Source organism: Clostridium sp. MCC344 (assembly GCF_018785365.1).
Classification (GTDB): domain Bacteria; phylum Bacillota; class Clostridia; order Lachnospirales; family Lachnospiraceae; genus Pilosibacter.
Window position 1 is genome coordinate 15,804 of the sequence record NZ_WQPQ01000019.1, and the last position, 17,884, is coordinate 33,687.

Here is a 17,884-nt window from a genome sequence, read left to right on the forward strand (position 1 = left end):
GAACTTCGACACAGTTTCTACATAAATATTACTCTTATCCTGGGGATCAGCTTTCACCCCGACTTGAGATGTGATGGTAAAGCTTTCGCTTACTAATAAAAGACACCACAAAACAGAGAGGAGTTGCCGATGGGCGGCGAACCTCTCAAACAAAAGGAGGATGACAATGAAAAGATCAAATCGTCTGGTTGCAAGATCTGCAGTTGCACTCAGTCTGGCAGCTTCGTTGACTGCCTGCGGAACTGCTTCCTCAACGACAACGACAGCGGCGAGCAGTGAGGCTGCTACCGAGACGGCTTCCGAAACAGAAGCTGCTTCTACGACCGGAACCGTGGGTGAGGATGTCTGGCTGCCTTACAACGAAAACCTCGAGAAGAAGCGTGATGACCGTGACGCTACCGGTAAAAACGGCGCGGTTGCTTCCTGTAACTGGTACGCCAGCAAGGCAGGTCTGGAAATTCTGAAGGAAGGCGGAAACGCCTTTGACGCAGCGGCTGCTGTAGCCTACACTCTGGGTGTGGCTGAGCCGTACTTCTCCGGTCTGGGCGGCGGCGGATTTATGACTATTTACAGTGCCAAAGATGACAAGGTGAGTGTCCTTGATTTCCGTGAGACTGCTCCTGCAGCTGCTAATGCGCAGATGTGGTTGGATGAAAACGGAAAGATGGAGCAGTTCAGTCTGGACGGCGTGAATAATCTGGGTGACAAGAGCGTGATCGGCGGTCTGTCGGTAGCTGTACCTGGAGAAGTTGCTGGTTTTGAGTATCTTCTTGATAACTACGGTTCTGATGCCGTAAGCCGTCAGCAGATCTTCCAGCCTGCTATCGACACAGCCAACAACGGCTATGTAGTGGGAGTTACCTTTAAGGAAGAGCTGGACAGCGAGTATACCGGTATTGCCGCAAACGAGACTTTGAGCAATATCTACCTGGATGAGAGCGGACTGCCGTATGAGGTTGGTGATGTGATCAAAAACCCGGATCTGGCAAAGACCCTGCAGTTGATCGCTGATGGCGGTAAAGATGCTTTCTATACCGGCGATATGGCACAGGCTATGGTGGATGCTGTTGCGGCTTGGGGTGGCAACATGACCATGGAAGACCTTGCAAATTACGAAGTAAAGGTTCGTGAGCCTGTCGTTGGTCACTATAAAGATTACACTATCTACTCTTTACCACCGGCATCTTCCGGCGGTACACACCTGGTTGAGATCCTGAACATTCTCGAGAACTACGACGATATGGACAAGATTGGTGTAAACAGCGCCGAGTATGTACATCGTTTCTCTGAGGCTTTCAAGATTGCCTTCGCAGACCGCGCGCAGTATATGGCAGATACTGACTTTGCTGATGTTCCGTTAGCTCAGCTGACAAGCAAAGACTATGCTGCAGAGCGTTATAGCGAGATCACTGACAAGAGCGGCAGCTATGTGGCTGTAGAGCCGGAAGAGTTAGAGCATTATGCAACTACAAGCTTTTCCGTTGTTGACCAGTGGGGCAACATGGTAGCCTGCACAAAGACTATCAACTACGGCTTTGGTTCCAAGGTTGGTGTTCCTGGCTATGGATTTATTATGAACGACGAGATGGATGATTTCTCAGCTGATCCTGAGAGCGTAAACTGCGCAGAAGGCGGAAAACGTCCGTTATCCAGCATGAGCCCGTCTATCGTTTTATATCCGGATGGATCTCCGTACATGACAATCGGAAGCCCGGGAGCTACCCGTATTTTCCCGACGATCGCTCAGGTTATTGAGCGCATGATTGACTACAATATGGATATTCAGGACGCAATCGATTGTGCACGTATCTACGACAACGCATCTGAAAATATCTGCTATGAGTCCGGCGGTGTGAACCCGATCACTCCTGAGGTTGCTAAAGAACTGCAGGATCGCGGACATGAAGTTACTGATAAGGGAGAATGGCAGCTGTTCTTTGGCGGCGTACAGGGAATCTCGATCGGTAAGGACGGAACCCTGCGCGGTGGTGCGGATCCTCGCCGTGACGGTAAGGCTCTGGCATATTAATTTTCATTTCCAGTAATACATGAACTATCAGTGCTGCCTGCTTCCCGATAACGGGGCGGGCAGCTGTAAAATAAGAAAAGGAGATATACGATTATGAAGAAACTTGGTATTTTTATTGCGGCTAGTGCTTTGACATTATCTTTGGCTGCTTGTGGCTCCGGCGCTTCCGGCACAACAACTACCGCAGCGGCTGCAGAAACCACAGCAGCAGCTTCCGCAGAAACTACAGCGGCAGCAGGTGCTGCAACTGAACTGACTGAGATCAGCGCAGGTATGTGCTCTACTCCGGCTATCCTGACCAGTATTGGACAGAGTGCTGATGTAGACATTGCAAATACACTTTGCACAAAGGCTGGCATTGAAGTAACAATGAATAAGAACATCACAGGCGCAGATCTTCCGGATGACTGCAAAACTCTGATCCTTGCAGTCGGTGGATCTTCCAAGGGACTTGGTGCTGCCGGTATCGATGCTGACCAGGAGCTTGCACGTACTGACGCTCTGATTTCCGCTGCAAAGGAAAAAGGCATCATTGTTCTTGCTCTGCACACTGGCGGATCCGCTCGTCGCGGTACCTTATCTGACAGCTTTATCACTCCGGCTTTCCAGGGCTGCGATGCTGCTATCGTAGTTTCTGAGGGAGATTCCGATGGTCTGATGTCTGGTATCTTATCCGGCAACGGAACTCCTGCAATCTATGTAGATAACACTGCAGGTACTCTTGACGCTTTAAAAACTGCATTTGGTCTGTAAATCTGAGTTACTAAACAAACAAACTAACCTGCGGCCTGGCTGAACGGGCCGCAGTGATTTTGAAGAGGAGAACATCATTATGACACCTTACGTGATCACTTTTATTGTGATGGTCGGTGTTTTCATGATCGGCTGCTTTGCATTCAAACTGCCTGTTGGCGTATCAATGCTGATAGCAGCGCTCTGCGGTGCTCTTGAGGGCGGCCTCGGCACCGAGACTATTCGTATGATGGTAGAGGGCGAGTTCGGTTATGTAGATACCATTCTGACTATTGGCTGTGCCATGATTTTCATGAAGGTCATTGAGGGATCCGGTGCTCTGGATGCTTTAAGCAGCCTGATTATTGAGAAATTCCATCGTTTCCCTGCTGTTTTACTGGTTTTAATCATGCTCATCATCATGTTCCCCGGCATGATCACCGGTTCTTCCACTGCAGCAGTTCTTTCAGCAGGTTCCATTATGGCTCCGGTTCTTGCATTAATGGGAATTGATGCCGTTACCTCAGGCTCCATTATCGCTATGGGTGCTCTGCTTGGTATGATCGCACCTCCTGTAAATACCGCTGCATTAATTATCTGCGCAGGTATCGATGTTCCTTATGTTGGTTTTGAGGGTCCGCTGGCCTTAATCACTTTCCCGTTAGCGATTCTGTTCGTGCTTTTACTTGGCTACAAGCAGGCACGCCACATGGACTATGAAAAACTGAAACCTGCTCTTGAAAAGCAGGATGCGATCCGCAAGCAGTACGGTGTGCGCATCTACATTCCGTTACTGGTTCTGGTTGCTTTAATGGTTATCTTTAAGGTTCTGAAGTTAGGCGAAGACATCGGTATGCCACTCATGTTCCTTATCAGTGCTGCCGTTGGTCTGTTCACCGGAAAGAAGATCAATGTACTGACTGCTGTACCGGAAGCCATCCGTACCGCAGCACCTGTTATGGGTATTCTGATGGGTGTTGGTATGTTCATCGAAGTAATGACAGCGACCGGCGTTCGCGGTCTGGTAGTTATCAGCTGTCTGCGTCTTCCGAGCACATTGTGGCTCTTAGCCTGCGCGATCAGTATTCCGCTGTTTGGTGCAGTTTCCTCTTACGGCGCATGCTCGGTTTTAGGCGTTCCGTTCGCTTACATTTATGCTTCACTTTTAGGCGGAAATTCCGTTGTGGTTTTAGCTGCTATCAGCCTGATCGCTGCTGTGGGTGATATGATGCCTCCTACCGCTTTAGCGGGTCTGTTCGCTGCACAGGTTACAGGTGTAGAAAAATACACTAAGATCCTGAAGCGTTGTATTGTGCCTATTATCATTCTGCTGGTTTACGCTTGTTTCTTCCTGGCAAATTCAAAACTGATTGCCGGACTGTTTTAAAGGAGGGACTGAATTATGAGTATTATCACGATCATTTATTTAGCCATCGCCCTTCTGGTTTTTGTAAGCACACTGTACAACATGATTTTTAAGGAAGAACGCCTTGTTGATCAGATCAACGCAGCTATGATTTTAATTCCTCTGCTGCTGCGGATCTTCCTGATCAAGTAAGGAGGGTGAATGAAAATGAAGAAAACGTATCTGTCCGCCGTTGCCGTTCTGGTTTGCGCGGCTCTTGTTGGCGGTATTGCCGGTACGAGCTTTTATACCAAGCGCCATTTCAAGGAAGACATCGTGACTGGTCCGAATGTGACCGAGGTATTTAAGCTGAGCCGTTATAATCCAAACCTGGAAGGCACCATCGGCGATTCCGATGTATATGTACTGAAAGGTGAAAAAGAGGGAGGTTCCCTTGTTGTTCTGGGCAGCACTCATGCCAACGAACCTTCTGGTCATATGGCCGGCATTATTCTGGAAGAGAATGCAAAGGTTGAAGCGGGAACCATTTATGTGATCCCGAACATCAACAATTCCGCTTTGACCCACAATGACCCGCTGGATGGTTCCCCGCAGTACATGCACTTCACCACAAAAAATGGTGAGACCAGAACATTCCAGTATGGCTCCCGTGCAACCAACCCGATCGATCAGTGGCCGGATCCGGATATTTACACACATAAGTCTTCCGGTCAGACACTTTCCGGTTCAGAGACTCGTAACCTGAACCGCTGCTATCCGGGAGTTGAGGATGGTACTTTATCTGAGCAGGTTGCTTATGCGGTAACCAACATGATCAAGACCTTAGATATTGACATGGAGATCGACCTGCATGAGTCCAGCCCGGAGTATGCCGTAAACAATGCTACCGTAGCTCACGAGCGCGCTTCTGCTATTGCATCTGAGGGCGTTCTGAATCTGGAGTTAGAGGGCATTTCCATGAGTCTGGAGCCGTCTCCGGTTTCCTTGCATGGTCTGACTCACCGTGAGTTAGGTGATTATACCAATACTTATGCACTGTTAATGGAGACTGGTAACCCTAGTCAGGGTCGTCTTCGTGGCTATACAGATGAGGATCTGGTAAAGACAGGTGAAGATCCTTGCTATGTGATCGCCTATGATCTGGGGCTTCTGTATGTTGACTACAGTTCCGGCAACTTCCCAATCGAGCTGCGTGCTGGTCGTCATCTTGCTGGTATCAGCGCTTACATCGATGCGTTCAACAATAACAGCAGCGAAGATAAGCAGATCATTGTGGAAGGCATTCCGACCTATGACGAGATGATCAACAGCGATTTAGGTGATTTCCTTCTGTAAAAATTTTATATAGACCCAATGAAAACTCCGGTCTGCAGTGCATGAACATTGCGGACCGGGGTTTTTGTTACGCAAATTTTGCCTTTAATGTTCGGATAGCCGGGGACTGTACGAGGATCGTGTAGACCACGCCGCCGAGGACGATCCCTGCGATGGTCTGCATGGACAGGGTGAACATTTCACCGAAGGCAACAACGGTGCCGTAGAGCGGGATCTTTACGAGCGTGTAGCCGATAATATGGGCGATGCCGCCGACGATAGCACCGACGAGCCAGGAATATTTAAAGTTTGGCAGAAGTTTGTAGGCGATAGTTCCGGCGATGAACGCCCAGAGACCTTTTAATACCATGGTCGGGAGAACCCATACCGCGTAGCCGCCGAGAAAATCGGAGAGACCTGCGCCGATGGCACCGGTGAGGACGCCGCGTCTTGTGCCAAATAAGCAGACGGTCAGGATGATCATGCAGTCGCCGAGGTGGGTGTAGCCAAAGGCGGAAGGAATTTTAAATAATTTGACCAGTCCAGAAGAGAAGAAAAACGGTTGCAGAAAGCAGAAATATATCATGGAACGGAACGTCCGGGCCGGATAAAAAAAATTCACTTGACAAAACAGCAGACATCTATTACCATTAGAATCAAACATTTTGAATATCAAACTATTTGAAATTAAAAACTACTGCGGGGAAAAGAATTTCTTCGCATCAATGAAATGGCAGGATTTAGAAGATGATGACAGCCAGAATTGCTGGAATCGGCGCGTATGTGCCGGAGAATTTGATTACGAACGACGATCTGGCGAAGATCGTGGACACGAATGACGAGTGGATCCGGACACGGACCGGAATCCGGGAACGCCGGATCTCCTCCGGAGAGGGAACGCGCCATCTGGCGGCGAAGGCGGCTGAGCGGGCGCTTGCGGCAGCAGGAGTTGCCCCGGAAGAGCTGGATATCATCATTCTCGGGACTTCGTCCCCGGACCGGAATTATCCCAGCGATGCCTGCAGTGTTCAGGCGGCCATCGGGGCAGTGAATGCAGTTGCCTTCGATATCTCGGCGGCATGCGCAGGATTTATTTTCGCCATGAATATCGTGGAAGGATTTTTTAAAGCCGGAATTTACAAGACGGCGCTGATCATCGGGGCAGAAACCCTCAGCAAAGTGACAGACTGGAGTGACCGCGGCACCTGTGTCCTCTTTGGAGACGGAGCAGGGGCAGCCGTTTTAAAAGCGGAAGAGACCGGAATCATCGACATGATGATGGGAGCGGACGGAACAAAGGGTGATGTTCTTGCCTGCACTTCGAGAACTGTCGGAAACTTCCTCACGGGAACAAAACCGGAGCTCGGATTTATGACCATGGATGGACAGGAAGTTTTCAAATTCGCAGTGCGGAAGGTGCCGGAGAGTGTTATGGAGCTTTTACAGCGGACCGGGACAAAAAAGGAAGACATTAAATATTATGTTCTTCATCAGGCGAATGAGCGGATCATTGAGGCAGCGGCCAGACGTCTGAAGGAGCCGATGGAGAAATTTCCGATGACGATCGGTCAGTTTGGAAATACATCAACGGCATCGATTCCGTTACTGTTAAACGATATGATCCAGAAGGACATGCTGAAGCGGGGCGACAAGATTATCATGTCAGGCTTCGGAGCCGGAATGACCTGGGGTGCAGTGCTCATGGAGTGGTAGATATCTGATTCATCCGGAAAGCAGGAGAAGTTATCTACATAATAAGAAATAATTTTAAAAAACAAAAAAATGCAAAAACTCATAAAATACAAATAATAAGAACATTTAAAGGAGATCAAATCATGTTAGAAAAAATGAAAGAAATCATCGCAGAGCAGTTAAGCACAGACGCAGACGGCATCACAGAGGCAACTTCCTTCAAGGATGACCTTGGTGCAGATTCCCTTGACTTATTTGAACTTGTTATGGCTCTTGAGGATGAGTATTCCGTAGAGATCCCGGCTGAGGACCTTCAGAATCTCGCAACGGTCGGCGATGTTATGAAGTACTTAAAAGATAAAGGTGTTGAGGAATAATCAAACCGAATAAACCAGAGTAAAAACGCGTCTATGACGCGTTTTACTGATATAAAGATAATTCCGGGCAATACCCGACAGATAGATTTCAGGAAGTGAGAGCAATAAAAATGAAGACAAGAATTACAGAAATGCTGGGAATCGAATATCCGATCATTCAGGGCGGTATGGCCTGGGTCGCTGAGCATCATCTTGCTGCTGCTGTTTCCGAGGCAGGCGGTCTTGGCCTCATCGGCGGCGCAAATGCACCGGGAGAGGTTGTCCGTGAAGAGATCCGTAAGGCGAAAGCACTGACAAAGAAGCCGTTCGGTGTCAATGTGATGCTAATGAGTCCGTATGCGGATGATGTGGCGAAGGTGGTTGTTGAAGAGGGCGTGAAAGTCGTTACGACAGGAGCCGGAAATCCTGCAAAGTACATGAAGATGTGGAAGGAAGCAGGGATCATCGTGATACCAGTCGTTGCTTCTGTGGCTCTTGCGAAGCTTATGGAGCGCGGCGGCGCTGATGCTGTCGTTGCAGAGGGAACCGAATCCGGCGGACATATCGGTGAGGCGACCACCATGACTCTCGTTCCGCAGGTCGTTGATGCGGTATCCATCCCGGTCATTGCAGCAGGCGGCATCGGTGATGGAAGAGGAATCGCGGCGGCTTTCATGCTGGGCGCTGAGGCAGTCCAGATGGGAACAAGATTTGTTGTCGCAAAGGAATCTATCGTTCATGAAAATTATAAGCAGAGAATCATTAAAGCAAAGGACATCGATTCTGCGGTAACAGGAAGAACCCACGGACATCCGGTCCGCTGCCTGAGAAACCAGATGACAAGAGAGTATAACCGACTTGAGGCAGAAGGAAAATCCTTTGAGGAGCTTGAGTATCTGACACTTGGAACCCTCAGAAAAGCCGTTCAGGAAGGCGATACCACAAATGGAACCGTCATGGCAGGTCAGATCGCAGGTCTTGTAACGAAAGAGCAGACATGCAAGGAAATGATCGATGAGATGATGGAGCAGGCAGATAAGCTGCTTGGCGGATGCCAGAAGTAAGGAGAATCATGGGAAAGACAGCATTTATTTTTCCGGGACAGGGCGCGCAGGTATGCGGCATGGGCCAGGATTTTTATGAAAATTCGGAGACTGCAAAGGCAGTATTTGACCGTGCGACGGAGCTTTTAGGTTTTTCCGTTCCGGAGTTATGTTTTGAGAAAAATGATCGTCTGGACATCACGGAGTATACGCAGGCGGCAATGGTGACCACGAGCGTTGCCATGATGAAGGTTATGGAGGAGCGCGGCATCCATGCGGATGTGGCGGCTGGTTTAAGCCTTGGCGAGTACTGTGCACTGGTGGCAGCTGGCGTTATGACGGCGGATGACGCGATCCGCACAGTCCGGGAGAGAGGAATCCTCATGCAGGAGGCAGTTCCGGCTGGAGTCGGCGGAATGAGCGCTGTTCTCGGCATGACGGCAGATGAGATCAATGCCGTTGTGGACGAGATTCCGAATGTGCAGGTCGCAAACTACAACTGCCCGGGTCAGATCGTGATCTCCGGTCTCAAGGAGGCGGTGGAGACCGCGGCGGTGAAGTTAAAAGAGGCAGGTGCAAGACGTGTGATCCCGCTTAATGTCAGTGGACCGTTCCACTCCTATCTTTTAGAGGAAGCCGGGGAGAAGCTTGGAAGGTTTCTGGAGAATATTCCGGTATCTGAGCCAAAGATCCCGTATGTGGCGAATGTGACAGCCGCTTATGTGACAAAGGCGGAGGATGTAAAGCCGCTCTTAACACGCCAGGTATCTTCTTCTGTCAGATGGCAGCAGAGCGTGGAGACCATGCTGGCGGACGGTGTTGACAGGTTTATCGAGATCGGACCGGGAAAGACGTTAGCTGGATTTATCAGAAAGATCAACAGGGAAGCGACGGTCATCAACATTGAGAAATTTGAGGATCTGGAGAAGCTGAACTAAGTGATCGAAAGAGAAATTAGTAAATAATGTCGTCAGAGACAAAAATCTGGCGGCTGACTGATAGAAACACGGAGGGAAACATGAATTTAACAGGGAAGGTTACTCTTGTGACAGGCGCAAGCCGCGGAATCGGCCGTCAGATCGCTTTGACACTGGCTGGATACGGCGCGACCGTCATCGTCAACTATAACGGCTCCGCAGCAAAAGCAGAGGAAGTCGTAAACGAGATCACAGCAAACGGCGGAATGGCGGAGAGCATGCAGTGCAGCGTCAGTGATTTCGAAAAATCCAAAGAAATGATCGATGGGATCGTAAAGAAATACGGCCGTCTCGATATTCTTGTGAACAACGCCGGAATCACAAAAGACAACCTGATCATGAAGATGTCCGAGGACGATTTTGACGCAGTTATCGCCACAAACTTAAAGGGTGCGTTCAACTGTATCAAGCATGTTTCCCGCCAGATGTTAAAGCAGAGAGGCGGACGGATCATCAACATCTCCTCCGTTTCCGGAGTGATGGGAAATGCAGGCCAGGCAAACTACTGCGCATCTAAGGCCGGCATCATCGGACTCACGAAATCCGTTGCGAGAGAGCTTGGAAGCCGCGGAATCACATCGAACGCAGTCGCACCGGGATTTATCCGTACAGAGATGACGGATGTGCTGCCGGAGGACGTAAAGAAAGCCATGGGCGAGCAGATTCCGTTAAAGCATTTCGGCGAGACAAAAGACATTGCGGAGGCAGTCGCATTTCTCGCTTCCGATGAGGCAGCTTATATTACCGGCCAGGTTCTTCATGTGGACGGCGGCATGGCGATGTAAAAGACAGTTGGAAAAAGCGCCTGTTCCGGCCACACAGCCGGACAGCGGATGTTTCGGTTATCATCTGCGCGGGGCGTGGATGATAGCATAATTAGAACAGGAGAACGAAAAGCATGAGAAGAGTTGTAGTAACAGGAATGGGCGTGATCACCCCGATCGGAAACGATGTTGAGACATTTTGGAACGGATTAAAAGAGAAGAAACTCGGATTTGGACCGATCACCTATTTTGACACGACCGATTATAAAGCAAAGCTCGCGGCAGAGGTCAAGGACTTCGAGCCGAAGGACTATATGGATCCGAAGGCGGCAAGAAGAATGGAGCGCTTCGCACAGTTTGCGGTAGCGGCAACCCGCCAGGCGATGGAGGATTCTTCCCTCGACATGACAAAGGAAGATCCGTTCCGTGTCGGTGTCTGCGTGAGCTCCGGTATTGGAAGCTTACAGATCATCGAGAAGGAATATAAGAAGCTTCTGGAAAAAGGACCGAACCGCGTAAATCCGCTTCTGGTGCCGCTCATGATCAGCAATATGGCAGCAGGAAACGTGTCCATCCAGTTTGGCTTAAAGGGAAAGAACATCAACGTCGTGACAGCGTGCGCGTCCGGTACGAACTCCATCGGTGAGGCAATGCGTGCGATCCAGCACGGCGAGGCGGAGGTCATGGTCGCAGGCGGAACTGAGAGCTGCATCACACCGTTAGGCGTTGCGGGATTCTCCGGACTTACCGCTCTTTCCACCTCTGAGGATCCGGAGCGCGCCTCCATTCCGTTCGATCTTGAGAGAAACGGTTTCGTCATGGGCGAGGGCGCAGGTGTCGTTGTCTTAGAGGAATTAGAGCATGCAAAAGCCCGCGGAGCGAAGATCTACGCGGAGTTAGCCGGATACGGAGCGACAGGCGATGCTTATCACATTACTTCTCCGGCGGAGGACGGAAGCGGTGCCGCAAAGGCAATGGAATACGCAATTGCTGACGCGGGAATGAAGCCGGAGGACATCGATTACATCAATGCCCACGGAACAGCGACCCACCACAACGATTTATTCGAGACAAAGGCCATCAAGCTTGCGCTTGGCAACCATGCATATAAAGTAAAGATCAACTCCACAAAATCCATGATCGGCCACCTCTTAGGCGCTGCCGGCGGCGTTGAGTTCATCGACTGTGTAAAATCCATCCAGGACGGCTTCGTTCATGCCACAGCAGGCTTAAAAGTAGACGATCCGGAATGCGATCTTGACTACACAAAGGGCGACGGCGTTTCCATGGAAGTAAAGACAGTTTTGACGAACTCTCTGGGATTCGGCGGACACAATGCGTGCCTGCTTGTCAGAAGGTTTGAGGAGTAAGGAGAACGGCGATGGAAGTAAAAGAGATCATTGAATTAATGAAGGCAATGTCAGAGAACGGCATGACCGGCTTCGAGCTTGAGGAAGGCGACTGGAAACTGAGCATGAAGCGGGAAAAGAAAATCGTTGCGGCGGCGCAGACACCGGTCGTTATGCAGGTCCCGGGACAGGGTTCCATGATCCAGACCGCGGATGTGACCGCTATGGAGCAGGTCTCCGGTGAAAATGCGGAAAAGAAAATTTCCGGAATCTCCGAGAAAGTGATCACCTGTCCGCTTGTGGGTACGTTCTATTCCTCCCCGGCACCGGACGCAGAGGACTATGTAAAAGTCGGAGATACCGTGAAAAAAGGTCAGGTCATCGGAATCGTGGAAGCCATGAAGCTGATGAATGAGATCGAGAGCGAGTATGACGGAATCGTGGAGGAGATCCTTGTGAAGAACGAGGAGACGGTTGAGTATGGTCAGCCGTTATTCCGGATTCGTTAATTATAAAGATAACCGTTTGGCGGCCCGCGCATTGCCGCGCGGGCTGTGAAAGATTGGATAGAGGATAAAAATCATGTTAGGAATCAAAGAAATTCAGGAAATCATTCCCCACAGACATCCGTTTCTTCTCGTGGATTGTGTGGAGGAGCTGGAGCCGGGCGTGAGAGCCGTCGGATATAAATCTGTGACATACAATGAGCCGTATTTCGCGGGCCATTTTCCGCAGGAGCCGGTAATGCCGGGCGTCCTGATCGTTGAGGCGCTGGCACAGACAGGCGCTGTCGCGATCTTAAGCGTTGAGGGAAACAAAGGAAAGACTGCGTATTTCGGCGCAATGAATAATGTAAAGTTTAAGAAGAAAGTAGTTCCGGGCGACAAGCTCCGTCTGGAATGCGAGATCATCAAGCAGAAAGGACCGGTCGGTGTTGGAAAGGCGGTCGCTACTGTGGACGGCAAAGTCGCGGTATCTGCGGAACTCACATTTATGATCGGTTAGGACTGGTGAAGAGATGTTTCAGAAGATTTTAATCGCAAACCGCGGCGAGATCGCCGTTCGGATCATCCGGGCATGCCGGGAGATGGGGATCAAGACGGTTGCCGTCTACTCCGAGGCAGACCGGGACGCACTGCACACACTTCTTGCGGACGAGGCGATCTGTATCGGACCGGCGCCGTCCACGGAGAGTTATCTCGATATGGAGAGGATCTTAACCGCATGCGTTGTCATGAAGGCAGATGCTATCCATCCGGGCTTCGGATTTTTGTCCGAGAATGCCCGCTTCGCGGAGCTCTGTGAAAAGTGCAATATCCGCTTTATCGGACCGTCAGCTGAGATCATTAACAAGATGGGAAATAAATCTGAGGCGAGAAAGACCATGATGGCGGCCGGTGTTCCGGTCGTTCCGGGAAGCAAAGAGCCGGTCTACACCGTGGAAGAAGGTCTTAAGACCGCAAAGGAAGTCGGTTTCCCGGTCATGATCAAGGCGTCCAGCGGCGGCGGCGGAAAAGGAATGCGCGTCTCAAGATCAGAGGAAGATTTCGAGTCCAATTTCTTAAACGCCCAGATGGAGTCGGTCAAAGGATTTTCCGACAATACCATGTACATCGAGCGGTTTGTGGAGAATCCGCGCCATATCGAATTCCAGATCCTGGGTGACCGATACGGAAATGTCGTCCATCTCGGCGAGCGCGACTGCTCGATCCAGAGAAGACACCAGAAAGTCCTTGAAGAGTCCCCGTCTGCGGCGATCTCCGATGAACTCCGCAAAAAGATGGGGGAGACGGCGGTCCGGGCGGCGAAAGCAGTCGGATATGAGAATGCGGGAACCATCGAGTTCCTTTTGGATAAACAGAAAAATTTCTATTTCATGGAAATGAACACGAGGATCCAGGTGGAACACCCGGTAACGGAGTCTGTCACCGATATGGATCTCATCAAGGAGCAGATCAGGATCGCCTCCGGTGAGCCGCTCTCTGTGCGCCAGGAAGATATCAGGATCTCCGGGCATGCGATCGAGTGCAGGATCAACGCGGAGAATCCGGAGAAGAACTTTATGCCGTGCCCGGGCATGATCACAGACATTCATCTTCCGGGCGGACGCGGAGTCCGTGTCGATACGGCTGTTTACAATAATTACCGGATCCCGCCGAACTATGACTCCATGATCTTAAAGCTGATCGTCCGCGACAAGGACCGCGCGTCTGCGATCGCGAAGATGCGCAGCGCACTCGGAGAGCTTGTTATCGAGGGGATCAACACAAATCTGGATTTCCAGTATGACATCATCAGTGATCCGGATTTCCAGGCGGGCGAGGTGGATACAAACTTTATCCCGTCCCATTTTCCGGAGTATTGTAAAGAATAAAAATTGTGTTTCCATAGACTGGAAAGGAGCTTTTTTGTATGTTAAGGGATATGTTTAAGAAAACATATACAAAGATCGATATGAGATACCGCGCGGAAGAAAAGGAATCTGCGAAAGCAGAGCAGGAAGACGCACCGGTAATTCCTGCCGGTCTGTGGAAAAAATGTAATAAGTGCGGAAAACCGATCTATACGGATGATGTCCGCGCGAACTTTTATATCTGTCCGAAATGCGGCGGATATTTCCGTGTCCATGCGTACCGCAGGATCGAGATGATCGCTGACGAGGGAAGCTTTGAGGAGTGGGACAAGGAGATGGAAGTCTCCAACCCGTTAAATTTCCCGGGATACGAGAAGAAACTTGCGGCGGCAAGAGAAAAATCGAGACTCAACGAGGCGATCGTCACCGGAAAATGCCGGATCCACGGGGAAGAGACGGTTGTCGGCGTCTGCGATGCGAGATTTTTAATGAGCAGCATGGGCCACAATGTAGGAGAAAAGATCACACGGGCGGTCGAGCGCGCCACAGCGGAAAAACTTCCGGTGATCCTCTTCGCCTGCTCCGGCGGCGCGAGAATGCAGGAAGGCATGGTCTCCCTGATGCAGATGGCAAAGACGTCCGCTGCGTTAAAGAGACATCATGAGGCCGGACAGCTCTATGTGAGTGTTCTGACCGATCCGACGACGGGCGGCGTGACGGCAAGTTTCGCGATGCTCGGAGATATCATCCTTGCGGAGCCGGGGGCACTCATCGGATTTGCCGGACCGCGTGTCATCGAGCAGACGATCGGGCAGAAGCTCCCGGAAGGTTTCCAGAGAGCCGAGTTCCTTGTGGAGCACGGCTTTGTCGATAAGATTGTGAAGCGTGAGGAATTAAAAGAGACGCTGGCGATGATCTTAAAGCTTCATAAGAAGCCGGAGAGCGGATGTCTGGCGGCCTGGGAGAGAGAACATTCCGGGGAAGGTGCTTCAGAGGAGAACCGGTCCCGTGGAAAGAAAGTCCGCCATGCATCGGAAAAAGCCGCCGGAATGATCCGCAGCGCGTGGGATTCCGTCCTGCTTTCCAGAAAGTCGGATCGCCCGGTAGCGACCGACTATATCCATGCGATCTTTGATGACTTTATGGAGTTTCACGGAGACCGCTACTGCAAGGACGACGGCGCCATTGTCGGCGGGATCGCGTCCTTCCACGGAATGCCTGTGACAGTGATCGGCCAGGAAAAAGGAAAGAATACAAAAGAAAACATTAAGCGCAATTTCGGCATGCCGTCCCCGGACGGATACCGGAAAGCGCTCCGTCTCATGAAACAGGCGGAGACCTTCGGACGTCCGGTGGTATGCTTTGTGGATACACCAGGGGCGTTCTGCGGTCTGGAAGCCGAGGAGCGCGGACAGGGCGAGGCGATCGCGAGAAACCTCTTTGAGATGTCCGATCTCACCGTTCCGGTCCTCTCGATCGTGATCGGGGAAGGCGGAAGCGGCGGAGCACTCGCCATGGCGGTTGCCAATGAGGTCTGGATGATGGAAAATGCAGTCTATTCCGTCCTTTCCCCGGAAGGTTTTGCTTCGATCCTCTGGAAAGACAGCAAACGCGCCGATGAGGCGGCACGTGTCATGAAGATGACTGCAAAAGAATTAAAAGAACTTGGAATCATTGAACGGGTTATCCCGGAGCCGGAACCGGCAGACCCGGAAACACTTCCGGAGATCGCAAAGACTATGGAAGATGCCATGGAGGAATTCTTTGAAACATGGACACCGCTCGGTGGGAAGACGTTAGCAGAACGCCGTTACGAGAGATTCCGGAAGTTCTAGGAGGCAGAATGGAGAAAACAAACATCCTGAAACCATTAAAAATAGGAAACCTTGTGGCGAAGCGCCCGGTGATCCAGGGAGGAATGGGAGTCGGCATCAGTCTTTCTTCGCTCGCCGGAGCCGTTGCAAAAGCGGGCGGCATCGGGATCATTTCCACAGCGCAGATCGGATTTAAGGATCATGACTTCGGGAAAAATCCGATGGCAGCGAACTTGAGAGCGATCCATTCAGAGCTTAAAAAAGCCAGAGAGAAAGCGCCGCAGGGCGTTCTCGGCTTTAATATCATGGTCGCGACAAAAGAGTACGCATCTTATGTAAAAGAGGCCGTAAAGGCCGGAGCGGACGTGATCATCTCAGGAGCCGGTCTCCCGATCGACATGCCGAAATTTGTCGCGGAGGCGGAGAGCGAAGCGGACGGCGGAGAAAAAAAAGAGCGCCGCACGATGATCGCGCCGATCGTTTCTTCTGTGAAATCGGCACTTGTCATCTGCCGGATGTGGGACAGAAAGTACCATACGGCACCGGATTTCGTCGTGGTGGAAGGTCCCTGCGCGGGCGGTCACCTTGGATTTTCCAGGGAACAGCTTACGGAGTTTGGAGCCGATACGGATCATGTGGCGGAGACATATGATGAGCCGGCATATGACAAGGAGGTCCGCGGGATCATTGAGACGGTGAAAAGCTTTGCCGAGAAGTATAAAAAGCATATCCCGGTCATCACGGCGGGCGGAATTTTCGACCATAAGGACGTTCTGCATCAGTTTGAACTTGGAGCAGAAGGAGTCCAGGCGGCGACGAGATTTGTGACCACCGAGGAATGTGACGCGGATATCGCTTACAAAGAGGCATACATTAACGCGAAAGAGGAAGACATCGTGATCGTGAAGAGTCCGGTCGGAATGCCGGGGCGTGCGATCAAAAACAAGTTCTTAGAGCGTGTCGCGAAAGGCCCGGTCAAGGTCGAGCACTGTTTCAGGTGCCTGGAGCACTGTGATCCGGCGACAACGCCGTACTGCATCACGAAGGCGCTTATCAATGCCGCGGAAGGAAAGATCGATGACGCGCTGCTGTTCTGCGGGAGCAACGCGTACCGCTGCGAGAAGATCGAGACGGTGCCGGAAGTCATGGCGGCGCTGTGCGGAGAATAGCTCATAATCCACAAAGTATTGTAAAGTTGCGGAGATTCATAGATCCTGCATTTCTGTCATAGAATGAAGAAACTCAGGTGATAACCCGATGGATCCGGTCTTTTACCGGATTTTCGGGGATTTCACCTCTTCAGACAGAAATGCGGGATCTTTTTATGTTAAATGCGCTGTGGGCTGGGATGATGGCCGCCGGGATCTTCTGGGCGGCGTTTCATGGAAATATGGGGGAAGTGACGAACGGGCTGCTGGATTCGGCGAAAGAGGCGGTGACTCTGGGAGTCACCATGCTCGGGATCATGTCGTTCTGGTGCGGGATCTTAAAGATCGGGGAGCGAGCCGGTCTCATTGAGGCGCTCACGAAAAAAATGCGCCCGGTGATCAGATTCCTCTTCCCAAATCTCCCCGACGGACATCCGGCAGGGCAGTATATCGCGACAAATATGATCGCAAATATGCTGGGACTCGGCTGGGCGGCAACCCCGGCGGGATTGAAGGCGATGGAGGAGCTGGGAAAGCTGGAGGATGAGAGAAGAGGCGGGATTTGCTGGAGAGAGGACCGGGAAGAAGATTGCGGAATATCCGGGGAGCGGAGACGGTCATACGGGGAGACTCCGGATAAGCCGAAGTCAAAAGAAAAACTGTACAGATGGAAGCGCCCGGCCGGGACCGCCAGCAACGAGATGTGTACATTTCTGATCATCAACATCTCGTCCCTGCAGCTGATCCCCATCAACATGATCGCCTACCGCAGCCAGTACGGTAGCGTCGATCCGGCAGCGATCGCGGGACCGGCGCTGCTCGCGACGATCGCGAGTACGGCGGCGGGGGTGGTGTTCTGCAAAGTCATGGCTGACTTGAAAAAGTAAATTCCAGTGAAAAAGTAAATTCCACCGCTCTTTTAAAAGTTGCTTATAATCTAGTGATTT

At 51.2% G+C, this 17,884-nt stretch carries 18 protein-coding genes; 17 read left to right on the plus strand and 1 reads right to left on the minus strand.

Annotated features, from left to right (window positions below):
- The first annotated feature begins 166 nt into the window (after positions 1 to 166).
- The 5 genes from ggt (at position 167) to GPK90_RS04370 (ending at position 5,462) form a co-directional block, all read left to right on the plus strand.
- Positions 167 to 2,029: a gamma-glutamyltransferase gene (gene ggt, locus GPK90_RS04350; RefSeq protein WP_215702241.1), complete on the plus strand. Its 1,863-nt coding sequence runs from the start codon at positions 167 to 169 to the stop codon at positions 2,027 to 2,029.
- 93 nt (positions 2,030 to 2,122) lie between these two features.
- Entirely contained in the window at positions 2,123 to 2,782 is a 660-nt protein-coding gene (locus GPK90_RS04355; protein ID WP_117513033.1) for a DUF6305 family protein, read from the plus strand.
- Positions 2,783 to 2,861: 79 nt separating this feature from the next.
- Complete coding sequence (locus GPK90_RS04360) at positions 2,862 to 4,148, plus strand: TRAP transporter large permease subunit (RefSeq protein ID WP_015553925.1); 1,287 nt, start codon at positions 2,862 to 2,864, stop codon at positions 4,146 to 4,148.
- 15 nt (positions 4,149 to 4,163) lie between these two features.
- Entirely contained in the window at positions 4,164 to 4,319 is a 156-nt protein-coding gene (locus GPK90_RS04365) for a hypothetical protein (RefSeq protein WP_015553926.1), read from the plus strand.
- A gap of 9 nt (positions 4,320 to 4,328) precedes the next feature.
- Complete coding sequence (locus tag GPK90_RS04370) at positions 4,329 to 5,462, plus strand: M14 family metallopeptidase (protein ID WP_215702242.1); 1,134 nt, start codon at positions 4,329 to 4,331, stop codon at positions 5,460 to 5,462.
- A gap of 67 nt (positions 5,463 to 5,529) precedes the next feature.
- Here GPK90_RS04370 and GPK90_RS04375 read toward each other — a convergent pair whose 3' ends face one another.
- On the minus strand, positions 5,530 to 6,027 hold the full coding sequence (locus GPK90_RS04375; RefSeq protein ID WP_252197348.1) for an ECF transporter S component: 498 nt from the start codon (positions 6,025 to 6,027) through the stop codon (positions 5,530 to 5,532).
- Positions 6,028 to 6,188: 161 nt separating this feature from the next.
- Here GPK90_RS04375 and GPK90_RS04380 point away from each other — a divergent pair, with 161 nt between their 5' ends.
- The 12 genes from GPK90_RS04380 (at position 6,189) to GPK90_RS04435 (ending at position 17,824) form a co-directional block, all read left to right on the plus strand.
- Positions 6,189 to 7,154 (plus strand): beta-ketoacyl-ACP synthase III, encoded by a 966-nt coding sequence (locus GPK90_RS04380; protein WP_405581982.1) that lies wholly within the window; start codon positions 6,189 to 6,191, stop codon positions 7,152 to 7,154.
- A gap of 122 nt (positions 7,155 to 7,276) precedes the next feature.
- Positions 7,277 to 7,510 carry an acyl carrier protein gene (acpP, locus tag GPK90_RS04385; RefSeq protein ID WP_117469940.1) on the plus strand — a complete coding sequence of 78 codons (234 nt, stop codon included), beginning with the start codon at positions 7,277 to 7,279 and terminating at the stop codon, positions 7,508 to 7,510.
- Between the two features lie 95 nt (positions 7,511 to 7,605).
- Complete coding sequence (gene fabK / locus GPK90_RS04390; protein WP_405581986.1) at positions 7,606 to 8,553, plus strand: enoyl-[acyl-carrier-protein] reductase FabK; 948 nt, start codon at positions 7,606 to 7,608, stop codon at positions 8,551 to 8,553.
- 8 nt (positions 8,554 to 8,561) lie between these two features.
- The gene (gene fabD, locus GPK90_RS04395; protein WP_215702243.1) at positions 8,562 to 9,470 is read left to right on the plus strand and encodes an ACP S-malonyltransferase; all 909 of its coding nucleotides are present in this window, start codon (positions 8,562 to 8,564) and stop codon (positions 9,468 to 9,470) included.
- Positions 9,471 to 9,550: 80 nt separating this feature from the next.
- Entirely contained in the window at positions 9,551 to 10,294 is a 744-nt protein-coding gene (gene fabG, locus GPK90_RS04400; RefSeq protein WP_117470021.1) for a 3-oxoacyl-[acyl-carrier-protein] reductase, read from the plus strand.
- Between the two features lie 113 nt (positions 10,295 to 10,407).
- Positions 10,408 to 11,643 (plus strand): beta-ketoacyl-ACP synthase II, encoded by a 1,236-nt coding sequence (gene fabF / locus GPK90_RS04405; protein WP_215702244.1) that lies wholly within the window; start codon positions 10,408 to 10,410, stop codon positions 11,641 to 11,643.
- A gap of 11 nt (positions 11,644 to 11,654) precedes the next feature.
- The gene (gene accB / locus GPK90_RS04410; protein WP_015553937.1) at positions 11,655 to 12,131 is read left to right on the plus strand and encodes an acetyl-CoA carboxylase biotin carboxyl carrier protein; all 477 of its coding nucleotides are present in this window, start codon (positions 11,655 to 11,657) and stop codon (positions 12,129 to 12,131) included.
- A 73-nt stretch (positions 12,132 to 12,204) separates the two neighbouring features.
- Positions 12,205 to 12,627 (plus strand): 3-hydroxyacyl-ACP dehydratase FabZ, encoded by a 423-nt coding sequence (gene fabZ / locus GPK90_RS04415; protein ID WP_117513024.1) that lies wholly within the window; start codon positions 12,205 to 12,207, stop codon positions 12,625 to 12,627.
- Between the two features lie 13 nt (positions 12,628 to 12,640).
- Positions 12,641 to 13,996: an acetyl-CoA carboxylase biotin carboxylase subunit gene (locus GPK90_RS04420; RefSeq protein WP_215702245.1), complete on the plus strand. Its 1,356-nt coding sequence runs from the start codon at positions 12,641 to 12,643 to the stop codon at positions 13,994 to 13,996.
- 38 nt (positions 13,997 to 14,034) lie between these two features.
- Entirely contained in the window at positions 14,035 to 15,810 is a 1,776-nt protein-coding gene (locus GPK90_RS04425; RefSeq protein WP_118321832.1) for an acetyl-CoA carboxylase carboxyltransferase subunit alpha, read from the plus strand.
- Between the two features lie 8 nt (positions 15,811 to 15,818).
- A complete protein-coding gene (locus GPK90_RS04430) occupies positions 15,819 to 16,958 on the plus strand; it encodes an NAD(P)H-dependent flavin oxidoreductase (RefSeq protein WP_215702246.1) in 1,140 nt (379 codons plus the stop codon).
- Positions 16,959 to 17,113: 155 nt separating this feature from the next.
- Positions 17,114 to 17,824 (plus strand): nucleoside recognition protein, encoded by a 711-nt coding sequence (locus tag GPK90_RS04435; protein WP_215702247.1) that lies wholly within the window; start codon positions 17,114 to 17,116, stop codon positions 17,822 to 17,824.
- Positions 17,825 to 17,884: the final 60 nt, after the last annotated feature.